Below are 21,453 nucleotides of genomic sequence, written 5' to 3' on the forward strand. Positions count from 1 at the left end.
ATGTCAGCTCATCGGGATGCACTTACTTGCCGCCTTCCTGCACCTTGAAATCTATAGGGTATATGTGTGGCCATCTTTCAAGTTGCAGGTGAAATTCGAACCAAGGGAAACACTCCGTTCGGGTCGTAGTGGCGCGAGCCACCGGAGTGGCTGTAGGAGTGGTCGGCCTTGGCTCAATCTGCGTAAATTAAGTTGTTATCACGCCAGCCACGTTTCAATCTGGCGTTGTATACCCGCAGCATCTAACCCAAACTCAGCGCGCATTTCCTCTTGTTCACCTTGTGGCACAAAGCTGTCCGATAAACCGAGATTCAGTACCGACACTAATTGCCGTTTCGCCATCAGCAATTCATTCACACCACTACCCGCACCACCCATGATGGCGTTCTCTTCCACGGTGACTAATACCTCATGGCTGGCAGCCATTTCCAGTACCAACGCCTCATCCAATGGCTTTACAAAACGCATATCCACCAAGGTGGCATTGAGGTTATCGGCCACGAGCTGTGTCTGAGCCAGTAAAGTACCAAAGCACAATATGGCAATCTTTTCACCTTCACGACGCACAATACCTTTACCTATCGGCATGATCTCTAACGGTTTCAGGTCGGTACCGGTGCCGTTGCCGCGTGGGTAACGTACCGCCGCAGGGCCGTTGTGGTGATAACCGGTGTGAAGCATCTGACGGCACTCGTTTTCATCGCTTGGGGTCATGATGATCATATTTGGAATGCAGCGCATGAATGAGAGGTCAAACGCACCCTGATGGGTTTGGCCATCCGCGCCCACCAGGCCACCACGGTCAATAGCAAATAGAACGGGCAGGTTTTGGATGGCAACATCGTGAATCAGTTGGTCATATGCTCGTTGCAGGAAGGTGGAGTAGATAGCCACAATCGGTTTGTAGCCCCCAATGGCTAACCCTGCGGCAAAGGTCACTGCATGTTGCTCAGCGATAGCCACATCGAAATATTGCTGGGGGTATTCACGAGAGAAACGCACCATCCCAGAGCCTTCGCGCATAGCAGGGGTGACGGCCATTAACTGGCTGTCTTTGGCGGCGGTTTCACATAACCATTCACCAAAAATCTTGGAGTAAGTCGGCAGGCTACCCTGGCTTTTCGGCAAAGTACCGGAGGCGGGATCAAACTTCGGCACAGCATGCCAGCCAATCGGATCTTTCTCAGCCGGTGCGTAGCCTTTGCCCTTTTTAGTCATGATGTGCAGCAGCTGCGGGCCTTTCAGGTCACGCATGTTTTTCAACGTTTGTGCCAATGCTTGTACATCGTGCCCATCAACCGGGCCAATATAATTAAAGCCTAACTCTTCGAATAAGGTACTTGGCACCACCATCCCTTTTAGGTGCTCTTCAGTCCGTTTCAACAGGTCTTTAATCGGTGGTAAGCCAGAAAATGCCTTTTTGCCACCTTCACGCAGGCTGGCATAGAGCTTACCCGATAATAACTGAGCCAGATGATTGTTCAAACCACCGACATTTTCTGAGATAGACATTTCGTTATCGTTGAGGATAACCAGCATGTCTGAGTGAATATCACCGGCATGATTCATTGCTTCGAAAGCCATACCCGCCGTAATAGCACCGTCACCGATAACACAAACAGTCCGCCGCCCTTTACCTTCCCGTTCAGCTGCGACAGCCATCCCCAGGCCTGCACTGATTGAAGTTGAGGAATGGCCAACCGAGAGCACATCATATTCACTTTCACCACGCCAAGGGAAAGGATGTAAACCATCTTTCTGGCGAATAGTACCGATCTGTTCGCGACGACCGGTTAATATTTTGTGAGGATAAGCTTGATGGCCTACGTCCCACACCAGATGGTCGAAAGGTGTGTTGTAGACGTAATGCAACGCGACAGTTAGCTCGACTACGCCCAGCCCGGAAGCAAAGTGCCCACTGGAGCGACTGACGGACGCGAGCAAATACTGGCGTAGTTCATCACATAACTTCGGCAGGCTTTCTTTGGGCAACATGCGCAGTTCTTCAGGATTTTCTGCAAGTGCCAATGTCGGGTATTTGGCTATATCAAGGCTCATTCGATGCTCATATCAAAAGTGGGTGCATACCCTTAGAATCTGTTGCAGCAGGAGGGTTCGCTTTACCTGACTGCAACGCTAAGTTCTTGGGGTATAACAGCGTTTATTAACGGTCAGTATATTTCTAATTATCACGCTCAATAATAAAACAGGCTAACGCCTGCAACGGCGCTATGTTATAGGATTGTTCTGACAAGGTATTCAGGGCGCTGAGCGCTTCCTGATACAGATCCATCGCTTTAGCTTTAGCGCAATCTAACCCCAGCAGTGCTGGATAAGTGCTTTTGCCGAGTTGTTGATCTGAACCCTGACGTTTACCAATTGTAGCTGTATCGCCAATAACGTCTAAGATATCGTCCTGAACCTGGAAGGCCAGACCAATGGCCTCACTGTACCTGTCAAGTAACGGTAACGCTTCGCGCCCTGGTGTGCCCGCAGCCAATGCACCGAGGCGAACCGCGGCACGGATCAATGCGCCGGTTTTGTGGCGGTGGATGCGTTCAAGCTCTTCCAGTGAAATCTGGCGCGCTTCGGCTTCCAGATCCAATGCCTGACCCCCACACATCCCCGCGACACCGCTGGCCTTAGCTAATTCGGCAATCATCGATAAGCGATCTTTATCTGCCACATCGGGCATCTGCGCTTCAGCCAGAATAGAGAACGCGAGCGTTTGCAGTGCGTCCCCCGCCAGAATGGCATTGGCCTCACCAAATTTCACATGGCAAGTCGGCTGCCCACGACGTAAATCATCGTCATCCATCGCCGGTAAATCATCATGAATCAATGAATAGGCATGGATACATTCAATTGCCGCCGCAGGAGCATCTAAATTAGTCAGCGACAGACCAAACATTTGGCCGGTGGCGTAAACCAGATAAGGGCGCAGCCGCTTACCGCCGAGCACGGCACCATAACGCATAGCGGCGACTAAGTCGCTGTCGCCAAAGGGTAGCGGAGCAATAAAATCAAGCAGCGCCTGATTGACCCGTTGCTGATGAGCTGCAAGTTGATGATGAAAATCAGCAGATGAGTGGGCGATAGACATAAGGCTATTCAGTATCCGGGGTGAAAGGTGCCAAGGGTGCATCTACATCATCACTGAGAAGAACTTGCACTCGCTGTTCCGCTTGTAACAAGGTTTGCTGCCCCTGGCGGGCCAGTTGCACACCCCGTTCGAATTCGTTTAACGCTTCTTCCAGCGCTAATTCACCGGACTCCAGGCGGGTCACAATCTGTTCCAGTTCACTGAGAGATGTCTCAAAACTGGTCACTTTGGTTTCTGGTGTTGCGGGTTTTTTCGCCATAGCTCTATTCGACTCGATATTTTTATGAAACGTAACATTAATGGTGCGTAACGCATTCCTGCTAATGAGGTTTTTTCTGAGAGTAACTCACCATACCAATTACATTCGGGCCAAAAAATTATTACCGGCTATTCTAGCGGATAATGAAGGGGAAATCGTGACGTTTAAGTCGGGTTTTTAGTACGCAGTGGCACGTCTAATAGTGATATACTCCTCGGCTTGCATGTTTTCGCTAAAGCCTTTGACTGTTGCTATCAATAGCAGCGCCATCACTCCATAACCAGACAACTAAAGACTGCCATGAAGTTTATCATTAAATTGTTCCCAGAAATCACCATCAAGAGTCAATCTGTGCGATTGCGCTTCATTAAGATCCTCACTACGAATATCCGCAATGTACTGAAAAACCTTGAGGACGATACCCTCGCGGTAGTCCGTCATTGGGATCATATTGAAATTCGTACCAAAGATGACAATCTTGGCCCGGTTATCTGTGATGCGTTGACCCGCGTGCCGGGGATTCACCATATTCTCGAAGTAGAAGATCGCAGCTACACCGATATGCACAATATTTTTGAGCAGACGCTGGAAGCCTATCGCGAGACACTGATCGGGAAAACTTTCTGTGTGCGGGTGAAGCGCCGCGGTAAGCATGAATTTTCGTCAGGTGATGTTGAACGCTATGTTGGCGGCGGTCTGAATCAGCATATTGAAAGTGCAAAAGTTAAACTGACCCATCCTCAGGTTACGGTTCATTTAGAAATTGATCAGGACAAACTGACACTGATCAAGGCGCGTCATGAAGGGTTGAGTGGCTTCCCGATCGGCACACAAGAAGATGTGTTATCGCTGATTTCAGGCGGTTTTGACTCGGGTGTGTCCAGCTATATGCTGATGCGTCGTGGTTGCCGCGTGCATTATTGCTTCTTCAATCTCGGCGGCTCGGCCCATGAAATTGGTGTCAAGCAAGTAGCTCATTATCTGTGGAACCGTTTTGGCAGCTCCCATCGGGTGCGTTTTGTTGCCATTGATTTTGAACCGGTTGTCGGCGAAATCCTCGAAAAAGTCGAAGATGGTCAGATGGGCGTGGTACTCAAGCGCATGATGGTGCGTGCGGCATCGCAGGTTGCAGAACGTTATGGTGTGCAGGCACTGGTTACCGGTGAAGCTCTGGGGCAAGTTTCCAGCCAAACATTAACCAATCTGCGGTTAATTGATAATGCTTCAGACACCCTGATTTTGCGCCCACTGATTTCCCATGATAAAGAGCACATCATTAATCTGGCGCGGCAAATAGGCACTGAAGATTTCGCAAAAACCATGCCGGAATATTGCGGCGTGATTTCGAAAAGCCCGACGGTGAAAGCGGTTAAAGCCAAGATTGAAGAAGAGGAGTCCCACTTTGATTTCTCTATTCTGGACCGGGTCGTCAGCGAAGCCAAAAACGTTGATATTCGTGAAATTGCCGAGCAAAGCCGTGAGCAGGTTGTTGAGGTTGAAACTGTTGCTGAACTGGCCGATACCGATGTGTTGCTGGATATTCGCGCACCGGATGAGCAGGACGAAAAGCCGCTTAACGTGGGCAGTGTAGAAGTTCACGCATTACCGTTCTATAAACTGAGTTCGCAATTCGCCAGTCTGGATCAGAGCAAGACTTATCTGCTGTATTGCGATCGCGGGGTGATGAGTCGTTTGCAGGCGCTTTACTTGCGTGAGCAGGGGTATACAAACGTAAAAGTGTACCGCCCTTAAATTATTATATTTAACGGCTACTGCGCTTTGCCATTCTGGACTTGCGCAGTGCTCGCTACGCCTCGTTGGGGATAGTTAACGGCTAGTTCAGGTAAGTAATTCGGGTGACAAATCTGCCCGGAGCAGATTTGAACGCTGCTTGCAGCGGCCTCGCAGAGGTGAGGCTCATGGACGGGCCGAGTAGTGCGCGTAGCTAACAACCCTGCGGCTTCAAGTCCGAAGGGTATAGTTATAAATACCTGGCGGTAGTACCAACTGCCAGGCGATTTCTTCGGCCTTTTCCCTGCCGAGCAGCAAAAATACGATCTTCAGTGCGAAATCGAGGGAAGTACCCGGCCCTTGGCTGGTGACCAAATTCACCCGCCGATCATAAACTACCCGCTGATCCATCCATTTAGTGGCATCGATTTTATCTTTCAGTGCTGGGAAGCCGGTCATATTGCCAACAGGGAACAAATTGTGATGCTCAAGTACCAAGGCGGGAGCAGCGCAAATGGCGGCCACCAGTCGTCCTTCATTATGGGTTTGACGCACAGTAGCAACCAGCAGTGGGCTATCGCGAAAACATTCCGCACCTTTTATGCCACCAGGCAGGACCACCACATCAAATTTCTGATCCGCCACATCCACTAAACGGGTATCTGCCAGCAAGCGGACACCGCGTGAACAGACAATTTCCAATGCTCCATCACTGGCGACACTGGCGGTTGTTACCTCGATACCGGCGCGCACCAGAACATCAATAGTGGTGACCGCCTCGGTCTCTTCGCTACCAGGAGCCAGGCAAACCAGCGCCGATACGCTCATACTCATTTTCCTTACGTTTTATTAAATCATATAAGTGGGCATTTTCCGGCAACGTCATACCGTGGTTGCGCGCACGCCGCAGTAAATAACCAGTAATGTAATCTATCTCGGTATGCCGCTGGCAGCGTAAATCCTGCAATAACGACGAGGTATTATCTGCGGTACTCTGGATAACATCGTTAACATAACTTAACAGGCTGCTGGTTGAGGTGTGGTAGCCCTCCATCTCCATCACACTGGCTACCTCGGCACATAAACTGCTAATCAGCTCCGGGTAGCGCTGCAAGTCACCATTGCGGCAGTTATACAGCCCTGTGAGCGGGTTAATTACACAGTTTACCGCCAGTTTTTGCCAACAAGCTGCTGATATATCGTTATGCCAAGCGACATCCGGCAGTGCCTGATGTAGTACATCGGCCAGATGGCTGATATCTATTGCCGTTGGCGAGGTTGGGCCAATATGTGTAATCCCACTGGCAACATGGACTATCGTGTTGCCGTCATGCCGGGCTGCATGAGTGGTTACACCATGCAGGAAGGTATACTCATGGCGCGGCAGTTCGTCCTCTGTGCCCATACCATTATGCAGCAGTAAAATTTTACACTCAGGGTTAAGCTTGGGTAATAGGGCGATGACAGCGCTGGATACTTGCCACGCCTTTAAGCACACCAGTAATAATTCACTTTTTGACAAGTGCTCTGGATCATTAGTCGGCAGGTTCTGGTTGAACGCCTCATTGCTTAACGTAATAACATTGACTGAACAAAAGGGCTGTGGCACACGGAGCCAGCCTTGTACATCATGGCCTTGCTGATACAGCGCTGATAGCCATAACTGCCCGAGAGCTCCGCAACCAAGCACAGTAATTTTCATTGAAACCCCCTTGGTGTAAGCGGAAAGCACACTGCATCGTTCTAAATGTTATGCTTTGATTATACCCTAAATAATTCGAGTTGCAGGAAGGCGGTAAGCGAGTGAACCCCCAAGAGCTTACATAAGTAAGTGACTGGGGTGATTGAGCGCGGCCAACGTACATGCAGCTTGAAGTATGACGGGGATATAGACTTTTTAGTCATTAAACGCAGGGCTAGCAACAAATCGGGTCCGCTAATAATGGCGGCTTCGTTGAGTAATTGTCTGCGGCATGGCTTTGTCTGCGTAGATAAAGCGGTTATTATGCTTGCCAGTCATCTTATCAGGAGGAGGGAATATGCCATCTTTCGACATCGTATCTGAAATTGATATGCAGGAAGTGCGTAACGCAGTTGAAAACGCCACCCGTGATCTGGCGAACCGTTGGGATTTTCGTAATGTTCCGGCGAGTTTTGAGCTAAATGAAAAGAACGAAAGTATCAAAGTCGTCAGTGAATCTGATTTTCAGGTTGAGCAGTTGTTGGATATCTTACGTGCTCAATTGAGCAAGCGTGGTATTGAAGGTGCTGCATTAGAAATCCCGGAAGAGATGGAGCGCAGTGGGAAAACCTACAGTGTGGACGCCAAGCTGAAACAAGGGATCGAAAGTGTCCAGGCTAAGAAGCTGGTTAAGCTGATTAAAGACAGCAAGCTGAAAGTTCAGGCACAAATTCAGGGCGAACAAGTCCGGGTAACAGGTAAGGCACGTGATGATTTACAGAGTGTCATGGCCTTGATTCGTGGTGCTGATCTGGGGCAGCCGTTCCAGTTCAATAACTTCCGCGACTGATATTGAGTTAACGAGCCAGGTACAAAGGTGTTGATAGCCTTTGTACCTTAGCGCTCTCTTATACCGCGTTAACTAACTGCTCTAACTGGTTGCGATTAGTCTGTTTGGTATCAACTTTGATATATGCACTGCGTTCGGCCATCACTACAACCGCTTCTGTCACCCCTGGTTGAGCCTTGAGCCGCTGTTCCAATGCTGAGTCTTTCACCGCCAATTCAGATAAGGTAATGCGCAGGCTACTGACATAGGGGGGTTCTTGCATAGTTGCACTGACTGCAAACCACACTAGCGCAATCACCGCACCGCCAGCAAACACCATACTTGCCCCTTCCATGCCAAATAGCCATCCCCCCAAGCTGCCGCCAATAGCCACGCCAATAAATTGACTGGTGGAATAGATCCCCATTGCCGTGCCTTTATACCCGGCTGGTGACTCTTTACTGATCAACGAGGGTAAAATAGCCTCCATCACATTGAACGCAATGAAGAATAATTGCACTCCAGCAATAATCACCCAGAGGTTGTGACCGGCAGACCACAGCACTACTTCGGCGGCAAACAGCACCGCAACGCAGCCCATAAAGACCTGTTTCATGCGGCGTTTGACTTCAGCATAAATAATGAACGGCACCACCGCTGCGAATGAAATCAGCATTGTCACCAGATACACTTTCCAGTGTTGAGCCGGGACTAAACCTGCGCTGGCCATAATCTGCGGTAATGCAACAAAGCTCGACATCAGCAAAATATGCAGGCACATAATGCCAAAATTGAGCTTAAGCAACCGGCTGTTACTTAACACCTTACTGACGCTACCTTTAACAATACTGGACTCGCGGTTAAGTACATGGTTATCAGCATCCGGCACCACAGCTAATGTAATGACAATACCTAATAGCGCCAGTATGGCGATAGCCCAGAACAGGGCATGCAGGCCAAAGGCATGGGTGACGATAGGCCCGAGCACCATGGCAATCGCAAAGGTAATACCAAAACTGACACCGATAAATGCCATGGCTTTGGTACGATTTTGTTCACGGGTCAAATCAGATAGCAGCGCCATGACGGCAGCGGCAATGGCACCGGAGCCTTGTAGCGCGCGGCCCAGAATAATGCCCCAAATAGAGTCACTCATGGCAGCAATCACACTACCAAGGGCAAAAATTAACAGGCCGCCCACGATCAGCGGTTTGCGGCCAATACGATCGGAAACTAATCCAAAGGGGATCTGAAAAATAGCTTGAGCCAGTCCGTAGATGCCAATGGCTATGCCGATTAGCGCTTCGCTGGCGCCAGACAGTGCCATACCATAGGTGGTGAGAACCGGCAAAACCATAAACATGCCCAGCATGCGCAGTGAGAAAACGCTGCCCAGCCCCCAGGTTGCCCGAAGCTCAAGCGGAGTCATTTTATTGTCGTTCATTACACCTCAAAAAACATTCTGCACGATATCGTCATCTTTCAAGGTGCCGGTGTGTTGGCCGCACTTTGAAATCTATAGGGTGTATTGTAATGATGTTAATAGGGGCCGGTAAATCTATTGATGTTTAGAATGTATTACAGGCGAGATTTTAGGTGAAAGCAGGGTAGGGCAGAAAGAGAAAGTGGCTGGCAGGAACAGGCCCATCAGCCACTCTATTTGTGTCTATCAATGTGGTAGGTGTTACCCGACGTAAGTCAGTAATCCAACCGAGGAAGGGACATTGAAATCGACTGACATCATGACGCTCAATGACGTAATAGCAATGATTGAGAAGACAAAAAGTTTTCTCGCCCATACGCTGTCATTGGTCGCTTTGTAGCCACGTAATGCCATACCCAGCCACCAGACACTGACCGCCGCTGCGACAACCAGATACTTATAACCGGCATAACCACTTAATGTCAGCATCAGGGTCGCAACCATAAACGCCAGAATATACAGGGTAATATGGTTTTTGGTGACCGATATGCCTTTTATTACCGGCAGAACCGGAATGTTGGCAGCCTGATAATCCTTAAAGCGGAAAATTGCTATGGCATAGGAGTGCGGCATCTGCCACAGACTGAAAATCAGCAGCAAAATCAATGCACCCATATCGAACTGGCCGGTGACCGCACAGTAACCAATTACTGGTGGTGCGGCTCCTGACAAGCTGCCGATCAATGTCCCGTAGACTGACTTGCGTTTCATGTAGAGGCTATAAACCCCGACATAGATAACGAAACCGATAATCGCCAGCATCATTGCTAATAGATTGGCGGCCACGTAGAGCAACAGCATGCCAACAATACCCAGTACGGACGCATAAATCAGGCTCACTTTCGGATCGATAAGCCCTTTGACCAGGACACGATTCTTCGTTCTCTCCATGATGCTATCGATATCACGGTCGATATAGTTGTTAAATACGCACCCGGAGGCAACAACTAACGAGACACCGATCAGGGTGGCGAGAAAAAGGGGGTAATCAATCACGCCTTTGGAAGCGAGGAGAAATCCCCCAACGACAGAAATTAAATTGCCGAAAATAATTCCTGGTTTAGTTACTTGCAGGTATTGCTTAATCATCACATGCAGCTCTTCAGTCAACCATCATATTGATGTTGAGGTTGTACATAATCCAGAGTGAGCCCACTACAACGATTGCGATAATCATAGCGGTGAACAGGAACGCCACCAGATTCCAACGTTCTTCAGACGATCCATTCATATGCAGGAAGTACACCAGATGCACAATAATCTGCACCACAGCTAAACCGACCACTGTGGCCAGAATAGTTGTATGAGAGGCGGTACCGCTCATCACCATAGCGAATGGAATAACTGTCAGAATCACCGATAGAATGAAGCCAATAAGATATGACTTCAAGCTACCGTGGCTGGCTCCACCGTGAGTCGTTGTTGGGTGACTAGATGTTGGATGACTCATTACATGACTCCTAACAGATAGACAACGGTGAATACGCAGATCCACACCACGTCCAGGAAGTGCCAGAACAAGCTCAGACACATCAGACGGGTGCGGTTGGTTTCATTCAATCCGCGTTTTGCTACTTGAATCATCATAATGATGATCCAGACCAGACCTGCGGTAACGTGAATACCGTGGGTGGCAACCAGTGCGAAGAAGCTAGACAGGAACGCACTGCGATCCGGGCCATAGCCTTCAGCAATCAGGTGATGGAATTCATAGATTTCCATTGCCACAAAGCCCAGACCGAACAAGAAGGTCAGACCCAACCAGGTGTTGACCTGGTTTTTATGGCCTTTGTTCATGCCCAGCATCGCAATGCCGTAAGTAATACTACTGAACAACAACAGGAAGGTTTCGACCAGAACAAAGTTCAAATCGAAGATATCCCGCCCTGAAGGACCGCCAGCGGTCCCGTTTACCAGCACTGCATAGGTTGCGAACAATGTCGCAAACAAAATACAGTCGCTCATCAGGTAGATCCAGAAGCCGAAGACTTTCGTCGCTCCCGCATCGTGATGCCCATGCTCTGCATGGGCGACGTTGTGGTTAGTCAGAGTTTCAGTTGACATGATTCACGCCTGCTTTGCTGATTTGTTCATGATGAAGATCCTCAATGCGCTCAACTTCTGCAACTGGCACATAGTAATCAACATCCTCGTCGAAGCTCTTCACAATCCAAGTAACAATCATGCCGACGAAGCCAATAATGGCCAGCCACCAGATGTACCAGATCATGGCAAAGCCGAAGATCAAGCTGAAGCCAGCAATAATCACACCTGCACCGGTATTCTTCGGCATGTGGATTTCTTCGTATTTCGCCGGACGTTTGTACGCTTCGCCTTTCTCTTTCATATCCCAGAACTCGTCACGGTCGACGACGTTAGGCACTACGGCGAAGTTATAGAACGGCGGTGGGGAAGAGGTAGACCACTCCAGCGTACGGCCACCCCATGGGTCACCGGTCAAGTCACGATTTTGTTCGCGGTCACGGATACTGACGAAGACCTGAATAACCTGACACAAAATACCGCAGGCAATCAGTACTGCACCACCAGCAGCCACCATCAACATCGCGTGGAATTCTGGATTGATATCTTGGCTCAGACGACGGGTCATACCCATAAAGCCCAGAACATACAGCGGCATAAAGGCTACGAAGAAACCGATTATCCAGAACCAGAAGGCACGGATACCCCATTTCTCATTAAGCGTAAAGCCAAAGGACTTAGGCCACCAGTAAGTCAGGCCAGCAAAGCAACCGAACACCACACCACCGATAATTACGTTATGGAAGTGGGCAATCAGGAACAGGCTGTTGTGCAGTACGAAGTTCGCACCTGGAACCGCCAGCAGAACCCCGGTCATCCCACCGATAGAGAAGGTGATGATGAAGCCAATGGTCCACAGCATTGCAGAGTGAAACTGAATACGGCCCTGATACATGGTGAACAACCAGTTGAAGATTTTCACCCCGGTTGGGATGGAAATGATCATCGTAGCTATACCGAAGAAGGCGTTAACGTTGGCACCGGATCCCATAGTAAAGAAGTGGTGTAGCCAAACGATAAATGACAATACGGTGATAGCGATGGTTGCCCAAACTAAAGAGGTGTAACCAAACAGACGTTTTTTAGAGAAGGTCGCAGTAACCTCGGAGAACACCCCGAACACCGGCAGGACCAAAATGTACACTTCTGGATGGCCCCAGGCCCAAATCAAGTTGATGTACATCATCATGTTGCCACCCATATCATTGGTAAAGAAATGGGTGCCAAGGTAACGGTCCAGAGTCAGTAACGCGACAGTTACGGTCAGGATCGGGAAGGAAACGATAATCAAAATGTTGGTGCAAAGTGCCGCCCATGTGAAGACAGGCATCTTCATCATCGACATGCCAGGTGCACGCATTTTCAAAATAGTGGCGAAGAAGTTAACACCGGTCAACAAAGTCCCCAGACCGGAGATTTGTAGACTCCATATCCAGTAATCTACCCCGACACCTGGGTTGTACTCTTTACCTGATAGTGGCGGATAGGCCAACCAACCGGTTCCCGCGAATTCACCGACCCCCAGAGAGATGTTAATTAACACCACCCCGACCACAAAGAACCAGAAGCTCAATGAGTTCAGGAACGGGAAGGCAACGTCACGAGCACCGATTTGTAGCGGTACGACCACGTTCATCAGACCCACAACAAAAGGCATCGCCATGAAGAAAATCATGATAACGCCGTGAGCGGTGAAGATCTGATCATAGTGATGAGGTGGCAGGAAGCCGGCCTCACCAGCGGAAGCAAGTGCTTGCTGGCTACGCATCATGATAGCGTCGGCAAAACCACGCAACAGCATGACCATGGCGACCAGGATATACATGATACCGATTTTTTTATGGTCAACCGAAGTCAGCCATTCGCTCCATAACCATTTCCATTTGCCGAAATAGGTCAGAGCAGCAACAAGAGCCAGCCCACCTAGGACAATTGCAGCAACGGTAACCATAATGATTGGTTCGTGTAGCGGAACCGCATCAAGTGTTAATTTTCCCAACATCGTTTTATTCCTCGGCTCCGGCGTGAGCGGCGTGTTCGCCCATATCCATGCCCTGGCTCATATCCATACCTGAATGGGTATCATCGCCTTTCTGGTGCATGTTCATATCGCCCATAAACTTGCCAATAATTCCTTTAAACAGCTCCGGTTTAACACTGGAGAAATACTCAACCGGGTTATTTTCGCTCGGTTCAGCCAGTTTATTGAAATCGTCAGTGGTATTCAGGGTGTTCGGCGATTTTTTCACCTGTGCGACCCACTGGTTGAACTCTTCCTGCGTCGGTGTTGCGATTGCAGTGAATTTCATACCAGAGAAGCCTTTGCCACTGAAGCTACTGGAAATACCATTATATTTACCAGGTTCGTTAGCAATCAGATGCAGTTTGGTTTGCATCCCGGCCATCGCATAAATCTGCCCGCCTAACTGAGGGATAAAGAACGAGTTCATTACTGAGTTAGAAGTGATTTTGAAATTCACCGGAACGTCAGTAGGGAAGGCCAGTTCATTAACTGTAGCAATACCTTGTTCTGGATAGATAAACAGCCATTTCCAGTCAAGGGAAACCACTTCAATAGTGATCGGTTCTTTACCAGCCACTACGATAGGTTTGAACGGGTCAAGTTCGTGGGAGGTTTTCCAGGTTATCGTCGCCAAAATAGCGATGATAATGATTGGAACAGCCCAGACAACAAGCTCAATTTTGTTGGAATGGGACCAGTTTGGGGTGTAGGTCGCACTTTTGTTGGACGCGCGGAACTTCCATGCAAAAGCAAACGCCATAAAAATAACCGGAACCACGACGATCAACATTAAACCGATAGCAGTAAGTATCAGTGTTTTTTGTTCGACTCCGATTGCGCCTTTGGGGTTCATCAATGCCATATCGCAACCACTGAGCATTACAGTGGCTGCAAATAAAGACAACATACCCATATTTTTAATGTATTTCTTAAGTCTCATCTAACGACCTCAATTACAAAAGGGCTCTATTGTCGTTTCATGTGTGCGGGCATTTTACGGGAAGGTTGCAAGACTGTAAACATGCTTAAGATTGTGTCAGCGGCTTGTTGACACTTTATGTTAAGGGGGTCACAGATGTTGCCTTGCGCGGTAATTTACTAATAGCAACAATATGTTGGCGGTAGGACATAGCTGCCAGACTGCGGATGTTAAGGAAAAACAACAGTAATTAGCCTTTTACTCATGGGAAATACTGATTTTAAATTCGTAGATAGACTTATTTTATGTAAATAATATGTGGTGTAAAAGTAAATTAAAATATATTCCGAGGTGATCTAAATAGCCACCTCGGAATCATTTAGCTAGAAATTATATTTAATAGAGTAAATGATGGCATCTTGTAAAAAGTCTTCCCCCAACTTGTTATAAGCATAGCGGTACTGAATACCGGTGGTAAATTGCTTAATCGGTGTCCACCACAGTGAAATGGCACCATTCACACCGTTACGGCCGCCATTGCCTGCTGCATAGCGTTCTGCACGGTTGAATTCAAGCTCGTTCCAGTTGGTAATACTGAATTTTTCATCAAACGCGGTGAAGTCATAACCTGCAACCCAACCCACCACATAACCGTTATTACCTGAATAATAGGTTTGATCAACATAATGTAATGCCACGAAAGGCTTCATCCACACGCCCGCTAGCGTTGCGTTATAGCCAATACCGTACAGGGTGTTCACTTCGTGGAAGTTACTGTAATCATTACCTTCAGCACTCGGTAGCGAGTAAGTACCATAGACGTGACCGTACAGATTGAAACCGGTATCACCTAAATAGTAGCGGCCAGTAGTTTTAAAGGTGTAGCGCTGATTATCGCCGGGTTGTGCTGTTTTTGAATTAAATGGGTTTTCTAGATCAAAGAAACCATAGACCTCCCCCCAGCTATAACCTGCACCCCCTTCTAACTCGATATAAGCGAAGTCATCTTTATGTGATGAACCCCCTGATTTATGCGTAGTGCTTCGGGTCCAGTCAAGATAGTTCATGCTGATATTACCAAAACCCCACTGGTATTCAGCTTGTGCAACTGGAGCCAAAGTGACTGTTGTCAGCGCGAGCGCACCGATAAGAATTTTACGCATAAATGCCTCTGTGTAGTTGAAAGATGTCAGGGGAAACAAAAGGACACAGTCCTTAACAAAAAGTGCGCTCATCATAGTCCCACAGCACGAAAGGATAAATAGTTGAAAGTGATGCGGATCTCATTTTGTGAATAGCAATGTGCAACTGTTACTTAAATATGTGACTCATATCAATAAGTGAGCAAGGAAGGATTCAGGTGGCTTATTTTACTGGCATAAAAAAGGCCGGTATAAGTACCGGCCTTTGTCATCTAATGCAGTTTATTAGGCTAATTTTTCGCGCCTGAGTGCCAGATAATCTAATATTCCACCCAGAAGCATCCCGACTACGCTGAGCTGAATGCCGCGTAACAACAACATATCAGCTACGTGTGGAGCGGCGGTCCAATCCAATGCGTTACTTATCAGTAAAATTAGCCATATAGCTAACAATATGCAGCCAACCGTCAACAAGCGTAGCGCCCAGCGATAAGCGGTTTTAAAAGCAGTTCGAGGCATAAATTCATCAGTTTTCTGGGTGTGTTCCAGCGTTTGGCGACAAATATACAGTAGGAATAGGCCTGGAATGGCTGCCGCAATAGAGAATAGATAGAACAATGGCCAGCCATGTGTTTCAACAAACCATCCAGCAATCGGGCCAACATAAACGCGCCCAACGGCGGACAGCGCCGATAACAGGGCAAATTGTGTCGCGGAGAATGACTTGTTACACAATGTCATCAGCAATGCGACAAAGGCCGCAGTTCCCATGCCACCACACAGATTCTCCAGGAAGATGGCACTGCCCATGGAGAAGATATTCTTGTCAGTGATGGATAACAGCCAATAACCCACATTCGAGATAGCTTGTAAAATACCGAATATCATCAACGCGCGGAACAAGCTCAGGCGTTGCATTAACAGGCCGCCATACAGTGCGCCAATAATTGTGGCAATCAGTCCTAATGATTTATTCACCAACCCGACTTCACCGGCATCAAACCCAACGCCACGGATCAGAAAAGTGGTACTCAAACTCGCGGCAAAGGCATCGCCCATTTTGTACAACACAATTAACAGCAGAATCAGCCATGCATTGTTGCGGCCAAAGAAATCACGCAATGGGGCGACGATCGCCTGTTCCAACGTTTTTGGTGGCGCGATACGGATATCAGGTTCAGGAGCTAATAAGGTAGCAAACACCCCAATTAACATTAACCCGGCCATTAACCAGTAAGTGGATTGCCAGCCAAGATAGCGATCCGCTATCCATAGCGCCAGCCCGCCAGACACCAGCATTGCGAGACGATAACCCAGTACAGAAACTGCGGCACCAGTACCGCGCTCTTCTGCGGTGAGCAAGTCGGTTTTATAGGCATCAAAAACAATATCTTGCGATGCCGAACAGAAGGCGACCAACACGGCGATTGCCGCCAACCACCATAAATGCTTCGCCGGCTCCATAAAGCCCATGGCAATAATCGCGGCGATTAATAACAGTTGGCTTATCACCAACCAACCGCGCCGACGGCCAAGAAACGAGGGAGTGTAGCGGTCCATCAAGGGGGACCAGAGGAACTTGAAGACGTAGGCCTGACCAACCAGAGAGAAGATACCAATGGTTTTCAGATCGACGTTCTCAACCGTCATCCATGCTTGCAGCGTACCACCGGTAAGGGCCAAGGGAAGGCCGGAAGCAAACCCCAACAACAGAAGAATAAGGGAGTTACGTTGGGTAAAAAGGTTTGAATAGCGATTGGGCATGTGAGACCTACATGCTCTGCCCCAAGGTCGGGGCAAAGCATTCTGTTAAGCAGTAATAATGATATTAAGCAAACAACCGATTAGCGGGCATTTTGTTTGATAAAGCCGCTGACGCTAGTATCTTGCGCCATATCTGCAATAACATCGCTCAACACCGTATTAACGGCATTGGTGATTTTTTCGTTAGTTGCAGTAAATGCGCCCTGAACGTTGTAGCTGGCACGGTAGTTTTTAACCTGTTTATTACCATTTTTTGCGGTCGCAGTAATGGAAATATCCGCTTTAGTGGTGATGTTGTAGCGCAGGTTACCTTCCTGTACATCGGCAAACAGTTGGTTTACTACAATCTGCAAATCAACTGGAGCATCGGTACCAATCATATAGCCACGAGCAGTCATCTGTTTTTCCAACACTTCCTGTAACAGGAAGCGCAGGTCACGGGATGGGGTTAATACCACCAGTTGGCCTTCACGATTTACTTTAGCCAGTGCAGCATCTTGACGCTGGTCTGCACCATTAATGCTGATAGTAATCCCCATCAGAGTTGGATCTTGTGGTGGTAATACCACCTTCGGGGTGACATTCAGAGTGTTGTTACTGGCAGCACAACCCGCCAGTATAAAAACAGCCAACAGCGGGAAAAGAATTTTCTTTAGCATGTTCACTTTCTCAATAGTTATGGAATTCTTTAATAATCAGAGCGGGATAGCTGCCATGTTATTTTGCGAATGTGCAGTCGCGCCATCATAGCACTGAGATTGGCTGGTGGAAGATCCTGATGTAGAGAAATTCAGCAAAAAAAGTGATTTTTCGCCCTGTGACCTTTCATTTCGCTTAAAGACCTTACAAGTAACCTTTTCCCCTGACTATCAGATTAGCCTTATACCTTAAATGAGCAGAGGGAGATATTCGGGATATTTTGTATCTGAAATGTTATAAAACAGCGAAAATCAACTAATATTGCAGTAGATAGTGGGCTTGCAATAGATAGGTATTGGGTTTGGAATAGATAGGTAGTAGGCAGCTTTCTGCCTCAGCGGTAAGGAGATTATGATGATTTTGATTCGGGAACAAATTGAAGAAAAACTAAAAGTGGCATTTGAACCGGATCATTTGGAGGTGATTAATGAAAGTTATCGCCACAATGTTCCAGCCGGTTCTGAAAGTCATTTTAAAATTGTGATCGTCAGCGATAAATTTCAAGATCAGCGCTTTCTCAGTCGCCATCGTGCGATTTATAGTGTGTTGGCTGATGAGCTGGCCGGCACTGTTCATGCATTGGCTTTACATACCTACACGCTGAAAGAGTGGGCGGGGTTACAAGACACGGTACCAACTTCTCCATCTTGTCGTGGCGCAGGTACATTGGCTTAAGTGACAGTATTAATCCAAAACAGGCTGGATAACAGTAGTAATTCCGGCCTGATTTAGGGTATTAGTAGGTGAGAATTTAGCAAGCGGCCTCAGGGCCGTTTGTGTTTCTGTATAGGCGACACATTTATTTCCTTAGTGCGCCACAGGAGTTTTAGCTGAGGGAACGATTCACGCGTGAATTTTACCGCGACAACATTCGCTTGCTTTCCTCGACTCATAACCTGTGCGCCGCTATAATGTCGCGTCTTATTTTTCCGGAATGGTTTCGGGACGCTTCTGACATCTGGGATACTCGGTTCTGTATAATGCGGCCGTCCCGGTTCTTAGAGGGTGTTTTCAGAGTTAGCATCATTTAATGGTGTTGCTTTGTTTGCAGCTTCTGGAGTTGACCGAGCACTGTGATTTTTTTGAGGTAACAAGATGCAAGTTTCTGTTGAAACCACTCAAGGCCTTGGCCGCCGTGTAACAATTACTGTTGCTGCTGACAGCATTGAGAAAGCAGTAAAAAGCGAATTAGTGAAAGCCGCTAAAAGTGTTCGTATCGACGGTTTCCGTAAAGGCCATGTGCCGATGAACATCGTTGAACAGCGTTACGGCGCATCTGTTCGCCAGGATGTTCTGGGTGACCTGATGCAACGTAATTTCGTTGATGCGATCATTAAAGAAAAAATCAACCCAGCTGGTGCACCAAACTATGTGCCTGGTGAATTCAAGCAGGGCGAAGATTTTACTTATTCCGTTGAGTTTGAAGTGTACCCAGAAGTTGAGTTGAAAGATCTGGAAAGCATTGAAGTAGAAAAGCCAGTTGTTGAAGTAAACGACGCTGACGTTGATACCATGCTGGAAACTCTGCGTAAGCAACAAGCTACCTGGAAAGAAACTGACGCTGCTGCGACTGCAGAAGATCGCGCAACTCTGGATTTCACCGGCTCTATCGACGGTGAAGAGTTTGAAGGTGGTAAAGCGTCTGATTTCGTACTGGCAATGGGCCAGGGTCGTATGATCCCAGGTTTCGAAGAAGGTGTTATCGGCCATAAAGCCGGTGAAGAATTCACCATCGACGTAAACTTCCCAGAAGATTACCACGCAGAAAACCTGAAAGGTAAATCAGCTAAATTTGACATCGTGTTGAAGAAAGTTGAAGTGCGTGAGCTGCCAGAACTGACTGAAGAATTCATCAAGCGTTTCGGCGTTGCTGATGGTTCAGTAGCAGGTCTGCGTGCTGAAGTGCGCAAAAACATGGAGCGTGAGCTGAAAGGCGCAGTGCGCAACCGTGTTAAAACTCAGGCAATTGACGGTCTGGTCAGCGCTAACGAAATTGACGTTCCCGCGGCACTGGTTGAAGGTGAAATCGACGTTCTGCGCCGTCAGGCTGCACAGCGTTTTGGTGGTAACGAGAAACAAGCTGCTGAACTGCCACGTGAATTGTTCGAAGAACAAGCTAAACGTCGCGTAGTTGTTGGTTTGTTGCTGGGCGAAGTTATCAGCCAGCACGAGCTGAAAGCGGATGAAGATCGCGTTAAAGCACTGATCGAAGAAATGGCATCTGCTTACGAAGATCCACAAGAAGTGATTGAGTTCTACAGCAAAAATAAAGAGCTGATGAACAATATGCGTAACGTTGCTCTGGAAGAACAAGCAGTAGAAACTCTGCTGGCTAAAGCCAAAGTAACTGAAAAACCAACTACCTTCAGTGAACTGATGAATCAGACCACTGCTGCGTAATGTTTTTTAGCGCATCAAGCTGGATGTAATATATCGCCAAAAAATTGGCGTTGCAGGTAGGTTGCAATTGAACAAATACCGATGAGCTAAAGCAGTAAAGTGATTCGGGTGAGTGTCGGTAGCTGGCACTCTGCAACTCCTGATACGAAGGGTATATCCGGTTTTTTGATTGATTAAGCCCGTAGCCTTTGGCTACGGGCTTTTCTTTTTGTAACAATAATCACTCAATAGTATGATTAATCTGGCATGTTTCGCCCTAATCTGCGCTATATTTGAAAAGTGAAATGCAATACTTAACAGATGAACAATCAATAGAGCGTCAGGATTACAGCAAAGATAATGAGCGTCCGCTTGGTTAAAAAAAAGTGCTCAGGGGCTTGAAAAAGACGATTAATCCCCCAATTAACCTAACAGACGTTCATATAAGATGTTGATGAAACACTGGCTGATTACCACCGTCGAATGTGTCTGGGTAACCAGACGGCTTGCACGCGACCTTGATGCATGAACATAGTCATCATTACTTATCTCAAGTAGAATCGGTTATGAATGGCGCCAAAGTAAATTCTATTAGGAGACGGTAATGTCATACAGTGGCGAACGAGATCAATTTGCACCTAACATGGCTCTGGTGCCAATGGTGGTTGAGCAGACTTCACGTGGGGAGCGTTCTTACGATATCTTCTCCCGTCTGTTAAAAGAGCGCATTATTTTCCTGACCGGTCAGGTTGAAGACCATATGGCCAACCTGATTACGGCACAGATGCTGTTTCTGGAAGCAGAAAATCCAGAAAAAGACATCTTTTTGTATATCAACTCACCAGGCGGGGTGATCACTGCTGGGATGTCAATTTATGACACCATGCAATTCATTAAACCTGATGTCAGCACTATCTGTATGGGCCAGGCATGTTCAATGGGTGCGTTCCTGTTGACTGCGGGTGCTAAGGGTAAACGTTTCTGCTTGCCGAATTCACGGGTAATGATTCACCAACCGTTGGGCGGTTTCCAGGGGCAGGCGACAGATATTGAAATTCATGCCAGAGAGATTTTAAAAGTGAAATCGCGCATGAATGAACTGATGGCACTTCACACGGGAAAATCTCTTGAAGAAATAGAGAGAGACACTGAACGTGACCGTTTCTTGTCGGCTGAAGAGGCTGTAGGATACGGATTAGTTGATTCCGTGTTCACCCGTCGTGACTAACGACTTATTTCTGTGAGCCGATATACTATAGTGTATGTAAATAGAACAAATCGTGTAATCGAACAGTTGTATTGCACATTGTTCACTAACTACCCGATATATCGGCTGTCCGCTGAAGGTTAGCGTGGCGTCCAGCAATAGCGAGAATAGTCTCCCTGCCACCATAGTTT

19 protein-coding genes are annotated in these 21,453 nt (G+C 47.7%); 5 read left to right on the forward strand and 14 right to left on the reverse strand.

Annotated features, from left to right (window positions below; genetic code table 11):
* Window positions 1–198: 198 nt before the first annotated feature.
* From dxs to xseB, 3 genes are all read right to left on the reverse strand, one after another.
* Complete coding sequence (gene dxs, locus Q2T72_RS05375) at window positions 199–2,058, reverse strand: 1-deoxy-D-xylulose-5-phosphate synthase (protein WP_083160055.1); 1,860 nt, start codon at window positions 2,056–2,058, stop codon at window positions 199–201.
* Window positions 2,059–2,182: 124 nt separating this feature from the next.
* Window positions 2,183–3,103: a (2E,6E)-farnesyl diphosphate synthase gene (gene ispA / locus Q2T72_RS05380; protein WP_083160053.1), complete on the reverse strand. Its 921-nt coding sequence runs from the start codon at window positions 3,101–3,103 to the stop codon at window positions 2,183–2,185.
* A 4-nt stretch (window positions 3,104–3,107) separates the two neighbouring features.
* Entirely contained in the window at window positions 3,108–3,362 is a 255-nt protein-coding gene (gene xseB, locus Q2T72_RS05385) for an exodeoxyribonuclease VII small subunit (protein ID WP_083160051.1), read from the reverse strand.
* A gap of 300 nt (window positions 3,363–3,662) precedes the next feature.
* Between xseB and thiI the strand changes: the two genes are divergently transcribed.
* Window positions 3,663–5,114: a tRNA uracil 4-sulfurtransferase ThiI gene (thiI, locus tag Q2T72_RS05390; protein WP_083160049.1), complete on the forward strand. Its 1,452-nt coding sequence runs from the start codon at window positions 3,663–3,665 to the stop codon at window positions 5,112–5,114.
* Window positions 5,115–5,324: 210 nt separating this feature from the next.
* On the opposite strand, the gene yajL is transcribed toward thiI, so the two are convergent.
* Both yajL and panE read right to left on the reverse strand, forming a co-directional pair.
* Window positions 5,325–5,921 carry a protein deglycase YajL gene (gene yajL / locus Q2T72_RS05395; protein ID WP_083160047.1) on the reverse strand — a complete coding sequence of 199 codons (597 nt, stop codon included), beginning with the start codon at window positions 5,919–5,921 and terminating at the stop codon, window positions 5,325–5,327.
* The gene (panE, locus tag Q2T72_RS05400; protein WP_083160045.1) at window positions 5,884–6,795 is read right to left on the reverse strand and encodes a 2-dehydropantoate 2-reductase; all 912 of its coding nucleotides are present in this window, start codon (window positions 6,793–6,795) and stop codon (window positions 5,884–5,886) included. Before panE ends, yajL begins: the two co-directional genes overlap by 38 nt.
* 337 nt (window positions 6,796–7,132) lie before the next feature.
* Here panE and Q2T72_RS05405 point away from each other — a divergent pair, with 337 nt between their 5' ends.
* Entirely contained in the window at window positions 7,133–7,624 is a 492-nt protein-coding gene (locus tag Q2T72_RS05405; protein WP_083160041.1) for a YajQ family cyclic di-GMP-binding protein, read from the forward strand.
* A 58-nt stretch (window positions 7,625–7,682) separates the two neighbouring features.
* On the opposite strand, the gene Q2T72_RS05410 is transcribed toward Q2T72_RS05405, so the two are convergent.
* From Q2T72_RS05410 to Q2T72_RS05450, 9 genes are all read right to left on the reverse strand, one after another.
* Window positions 7,683–9,047 carry an MFS transporter gene (locus tag Q2T72_RS05410; protein ID WP_102970458.1) on the reverse strand — a complete coding sequence of 455 codons (1,365 nt, stop codon included), beginning with the start codon at window positions 9,045–9,047 and terminating at the stop codon, window positions 7,683–7,685.
* Window positions 9,048–9,287: 240 nt separating this feature from the next.
* Window positions 9,288–10,175 carry a heme o synthase gene (gene cyoE, locus Q2T72_RS05415; RefSeq protein ID WP_083160039.1) on the reverse strand — a complete coding sequence of 296 codons (888 nt, stop codon included), beginning with the start codon at window positions 10,173–10,175 and terminating at the stop codon, window positions 9,288–9,290.
* Window positions 10,176–10,188: 13 nt separating this feature from the next.
* A complete protein-coding gene (locus Q2T72_RS05420; protein WP_032812973.1) occupies window positions 10,189–10,536 on the reverse strand; it encodes a cytochrome o ubiquinol oxidase subunit IV in 348 nt (115 codons plus the stop codon).
* The gene (locus tag Q2T72_RS05425) at window positions 10,536–11,150 is read right to left on the reverse strand and encodes a cytochrome o ubiquinol oxidase subunit III (RefSeq protein ID WP_083160037.1); all 615 of its coding nucleotides are present in this window, start codon (window positions 11,148–11,150) and stop codon (window positions 10,536–10,538) included. Before Q2T72_RS05425 ends, Q2T72_RS05420 begins: the two co-directional genes overlap by 1 nt.
* The gene (gene cyoB, locus Q2T72_RS05430) at window positions 11,140–13,131 is read right to left on the reverse strand and encodes a cytochrome o ubiquinol oxidase subunit I (protein ID WP_083160035.1); all 1,992 of its coding nucleotides are present in this window, start codon (window positions 13,129–13,131) and stop codon (window positions 11,140–11,142) included. The genes Q2T72_RS05425 and cyoB overlap by 11 nt, the downstream gene beginning before the upstream one ends.
* A gap of 4 nt (window positions 13,132–13,135) precedes the next feature.
* A complete protein-coding gene (gene cyoA, locus Q2T72_RS05435; protein WP_083160033.1) occupies window positions 13,136–14,092 on the reverse strand; it encodes a cytochrome o ubiquinol oxidase subunit II in 957 nt (318 codons plus the stop codon).
* A 362-nt stretch (window positions 14,093–14,454) separates the two neighbouring features.
* Window positions 14,455–15,234 carry an outer membrane protein OmpK gene (locus Q2T72_RS05440; protein WP_083160031.1) on the reverse strand — a complete coding sequence of 260 codons (780 nt, stop codon included), beginning with the start codon at window positions 15,232–15,234 and terminating at the stop codon, window positions 14,455–14,457.
* Between the two features lie 264 nt (window positions 15,235–15,498).
* Window positions 15,499–16,977 carry a muropeptide MFS transporter AmpG gene (gene ampG, locus Q2T72_RS05445; protein ID WP_083160029.1) on the reverse strand — a complete coding sequence of 493 codons (1,479 nt, stop codon included), beginning with the start codon at window positions 16,975–16,977 and terminating at the stop codon, window positions 15,499–15,501.
* An 80-nt stretch (window positions 16,978–17,057) separates the two neighbouring features.
* Window positions 17,058–17,636: a lipoprotein gene (locus tag Q2T72_RS05450; RefSeq protein WP_083160027.1), complete on the reverse strand. Its 579-nt coding sequence runs from the start codon at window positions 17,634–17,636 to the stop codon at window positions 17,058–17,060.
* Between the two features lie 394 nt (window positions 17,637–18,030).
* On the opposite strand from Q2T72_RS05450, the gene bolA reads away from it, so the two are divergent.
* The 3 genes from bolA to clpP all read left to right on the forward strand — a co-directional run bounded on the left by bolA (window position 18,031) and on the right by clpP (window position 21,283).
* Window positions 18,031–18,351, forward strand: a complete 321-nt coding sequence (bolA, locus tag Q2T72_RS05455) for a transcriptional regulator BolA (RefSeq protein WP_083160025.1) — start codon at window positions 18,031–18,033, stop codon at window positions 18,349–18,351.
* Between the two features lie 420 nt (window positions 18,352–18,771).
* Window positions 18,772–20,076: a trigger factor gene (gene tig / locus Q2T72_RS05460; protein ID WP_083160023.1), complete on the forward strand. Its 1,305-nt coding sequence runs from the start codon at window positions 18,772–18,774 to the stop codon at window positions 20,074–20,076.
* Between the two features lie 583 nt (window positions 20,077–20,659).
* Window positions 20,660–21,283, forward strand: coding sequence for an ATP-dependent Clp endopeptidase proteolytic subunit ClpP (gene clpP / locus Q2T72_RS05465; RefSeq protein ID WP_005272733.1), 624 nt, complete (start codon window positions 20,660–20,662; stop codon window positions 21,281–21,283).
* Window positions 21,284–21,453: the final 170 nt, after the last annotated feature.

Origin of the sequence: Yersinia sp. 2466 StPb PI, from assembly GCF_041538325.1 — a bacterium.
Lineage (GTDB): Bacteria > Pseudomonadota > Gammaproteobacteria > Enterobacterales > Enterobacteriaceae > Yersinia > Yersinia enterocolitica_E.

What these genes read in the sequence shown, in the direction of transcription:
- tig (WP_083160023.1), top strand. Translation starts at nt 18,772, where the DNA reads ATGCAAGTTTCTGTTGAAACCACTCAAGGCCTTGGCCGCCGTGTAACA.
- thiI (WP_083160049.1), top strand. Translation starts at nt 3,663, where the DNA reads ATGAAGTTTATCATTAAATTGTTCCCAGAAATCACCATCAAGAGTCAA.
- dxs (WP_083160055.1), bottom strand. Translation starts at nt 2,058, where the DNA reads ATGAGCCTTGATATAGCCAAATACCCGACATTGGCACTTGCAGAAAAT.
- panE (WP_083160045.1), bottom strand. Translation starts at nt 6,795, where the DNA reads ATGAAAATTACTGTGCTTGGTTGCGGAGCTCTCGGGCAGTTATGGCTA.
- ampG (WP_083160029.1), bottom strand. Translation starts at nt 16,977, where the DNA reads ATGCCCAATCGCTATTCAAACCTTTTTACCCAACGTAACTCCCTTATT.
- cyoA (WP_083160033.1), bottom strand. Translation starts at nt 14,092, where the DNA reads ATGAGACTTAAGAAATACATTAAAAATATGGGTATGTTGTCTTTATTT.
- Q2T72_RS05420 (WP_032812973.1), bottom strand. Translation starts at nt 10,536, where the DNA reads ATGAGTCATCCAACATCTAGTCACCCAACAACGACTCACGGTGGAGCC.
- cyoE (WP_083160039.1), bottom strand. Translation starts at nt 10,175, where the DNA reads ATGATTAAGCAATACCTGCAAGTAACTAAACCAGGAATTATTTTCGGC.
- Q2T72_RS05410 (WP_102970458.1), bottom strand. Translation starts at nt 9,047, where the DNA reads ATGAACGACAATAAAATGACTCCGCTTGAGCTTCGGGCAACCTGGGGG.
- Q2T72_RS05440 (WP_083160031.1), bottom strand. Translation starts at nt 15,234, where the DNA reads ATGCGTAAAATTCTTATCGGTGCGCTCGCGCTGACAACAGTCACTTTG.
- Q2T72_RS05450 (WP_083160027.1), bottom strand. Translation starts at nt 17,636, where the DNA reads ATGCTAAAGAAAATTCTTTTCCCGCTGTTGGCTGTTTTTATACTGGCG.
- Q2T72_RS05405 (WP_083160041.1), top strand. Translation starts at nt 7,133, where the DNA reads ATGCCATCTTTCGACATCGTATCTGAAATTGATATGCAGGAAGTGCGT.
- clpP (WP_005272733.1), top strand. Translation starts at nt 20,660, where the DNA reads ATGTCATACAGTGGCGAACGAGATCAATTTGCACCTAACATGGCTCTG.
- cyoB (WP_083160035.1), bottom strand. Translation starts at nt 13,131, where the DNA reads ATGTTGGGAAAATTAACACTTGATGCGGTTCCGCTACACGAACCAATC.
- yajL (WP_083160047.1), bottom strand. Translation starts at nt 5,921, where the DNA reads ATGAGCGTATCGGCGCTGGTTTGCCTGGCTCCTGGTAGCGAAGAGACC.
- xseB (WP_083160051.1), bottom strand. Translation starts at nt 3,362, where the DNA reads ATGGCGAAAAAACCCGCAACACCAGAAACCAAAGTGACCAGTTTTGAG.
- ispA (WP_083160053.1), bottom strand. Translation starts at nt 3,103, where the DNA reads ATGTCTATCGCCCACTCATCTGCTGATTTTCATCATCAACTTGCAGCT.
- bolA (WP_083160025.1), top strand. Translation starts at nt 18,031, where the DNA reads ATGATTTTGATTCGGGAACAAATTGAAGAAAAACTAAAAGTGGCATTT.
- Q2T72_RS05425 (WP_083160037.1), bottom strand. Translation starts at nt 11,150, where the DNA reads ATGTCAACTGAAACTCTGACTAACCACAACGTCGCCCATGCAGAGCAT.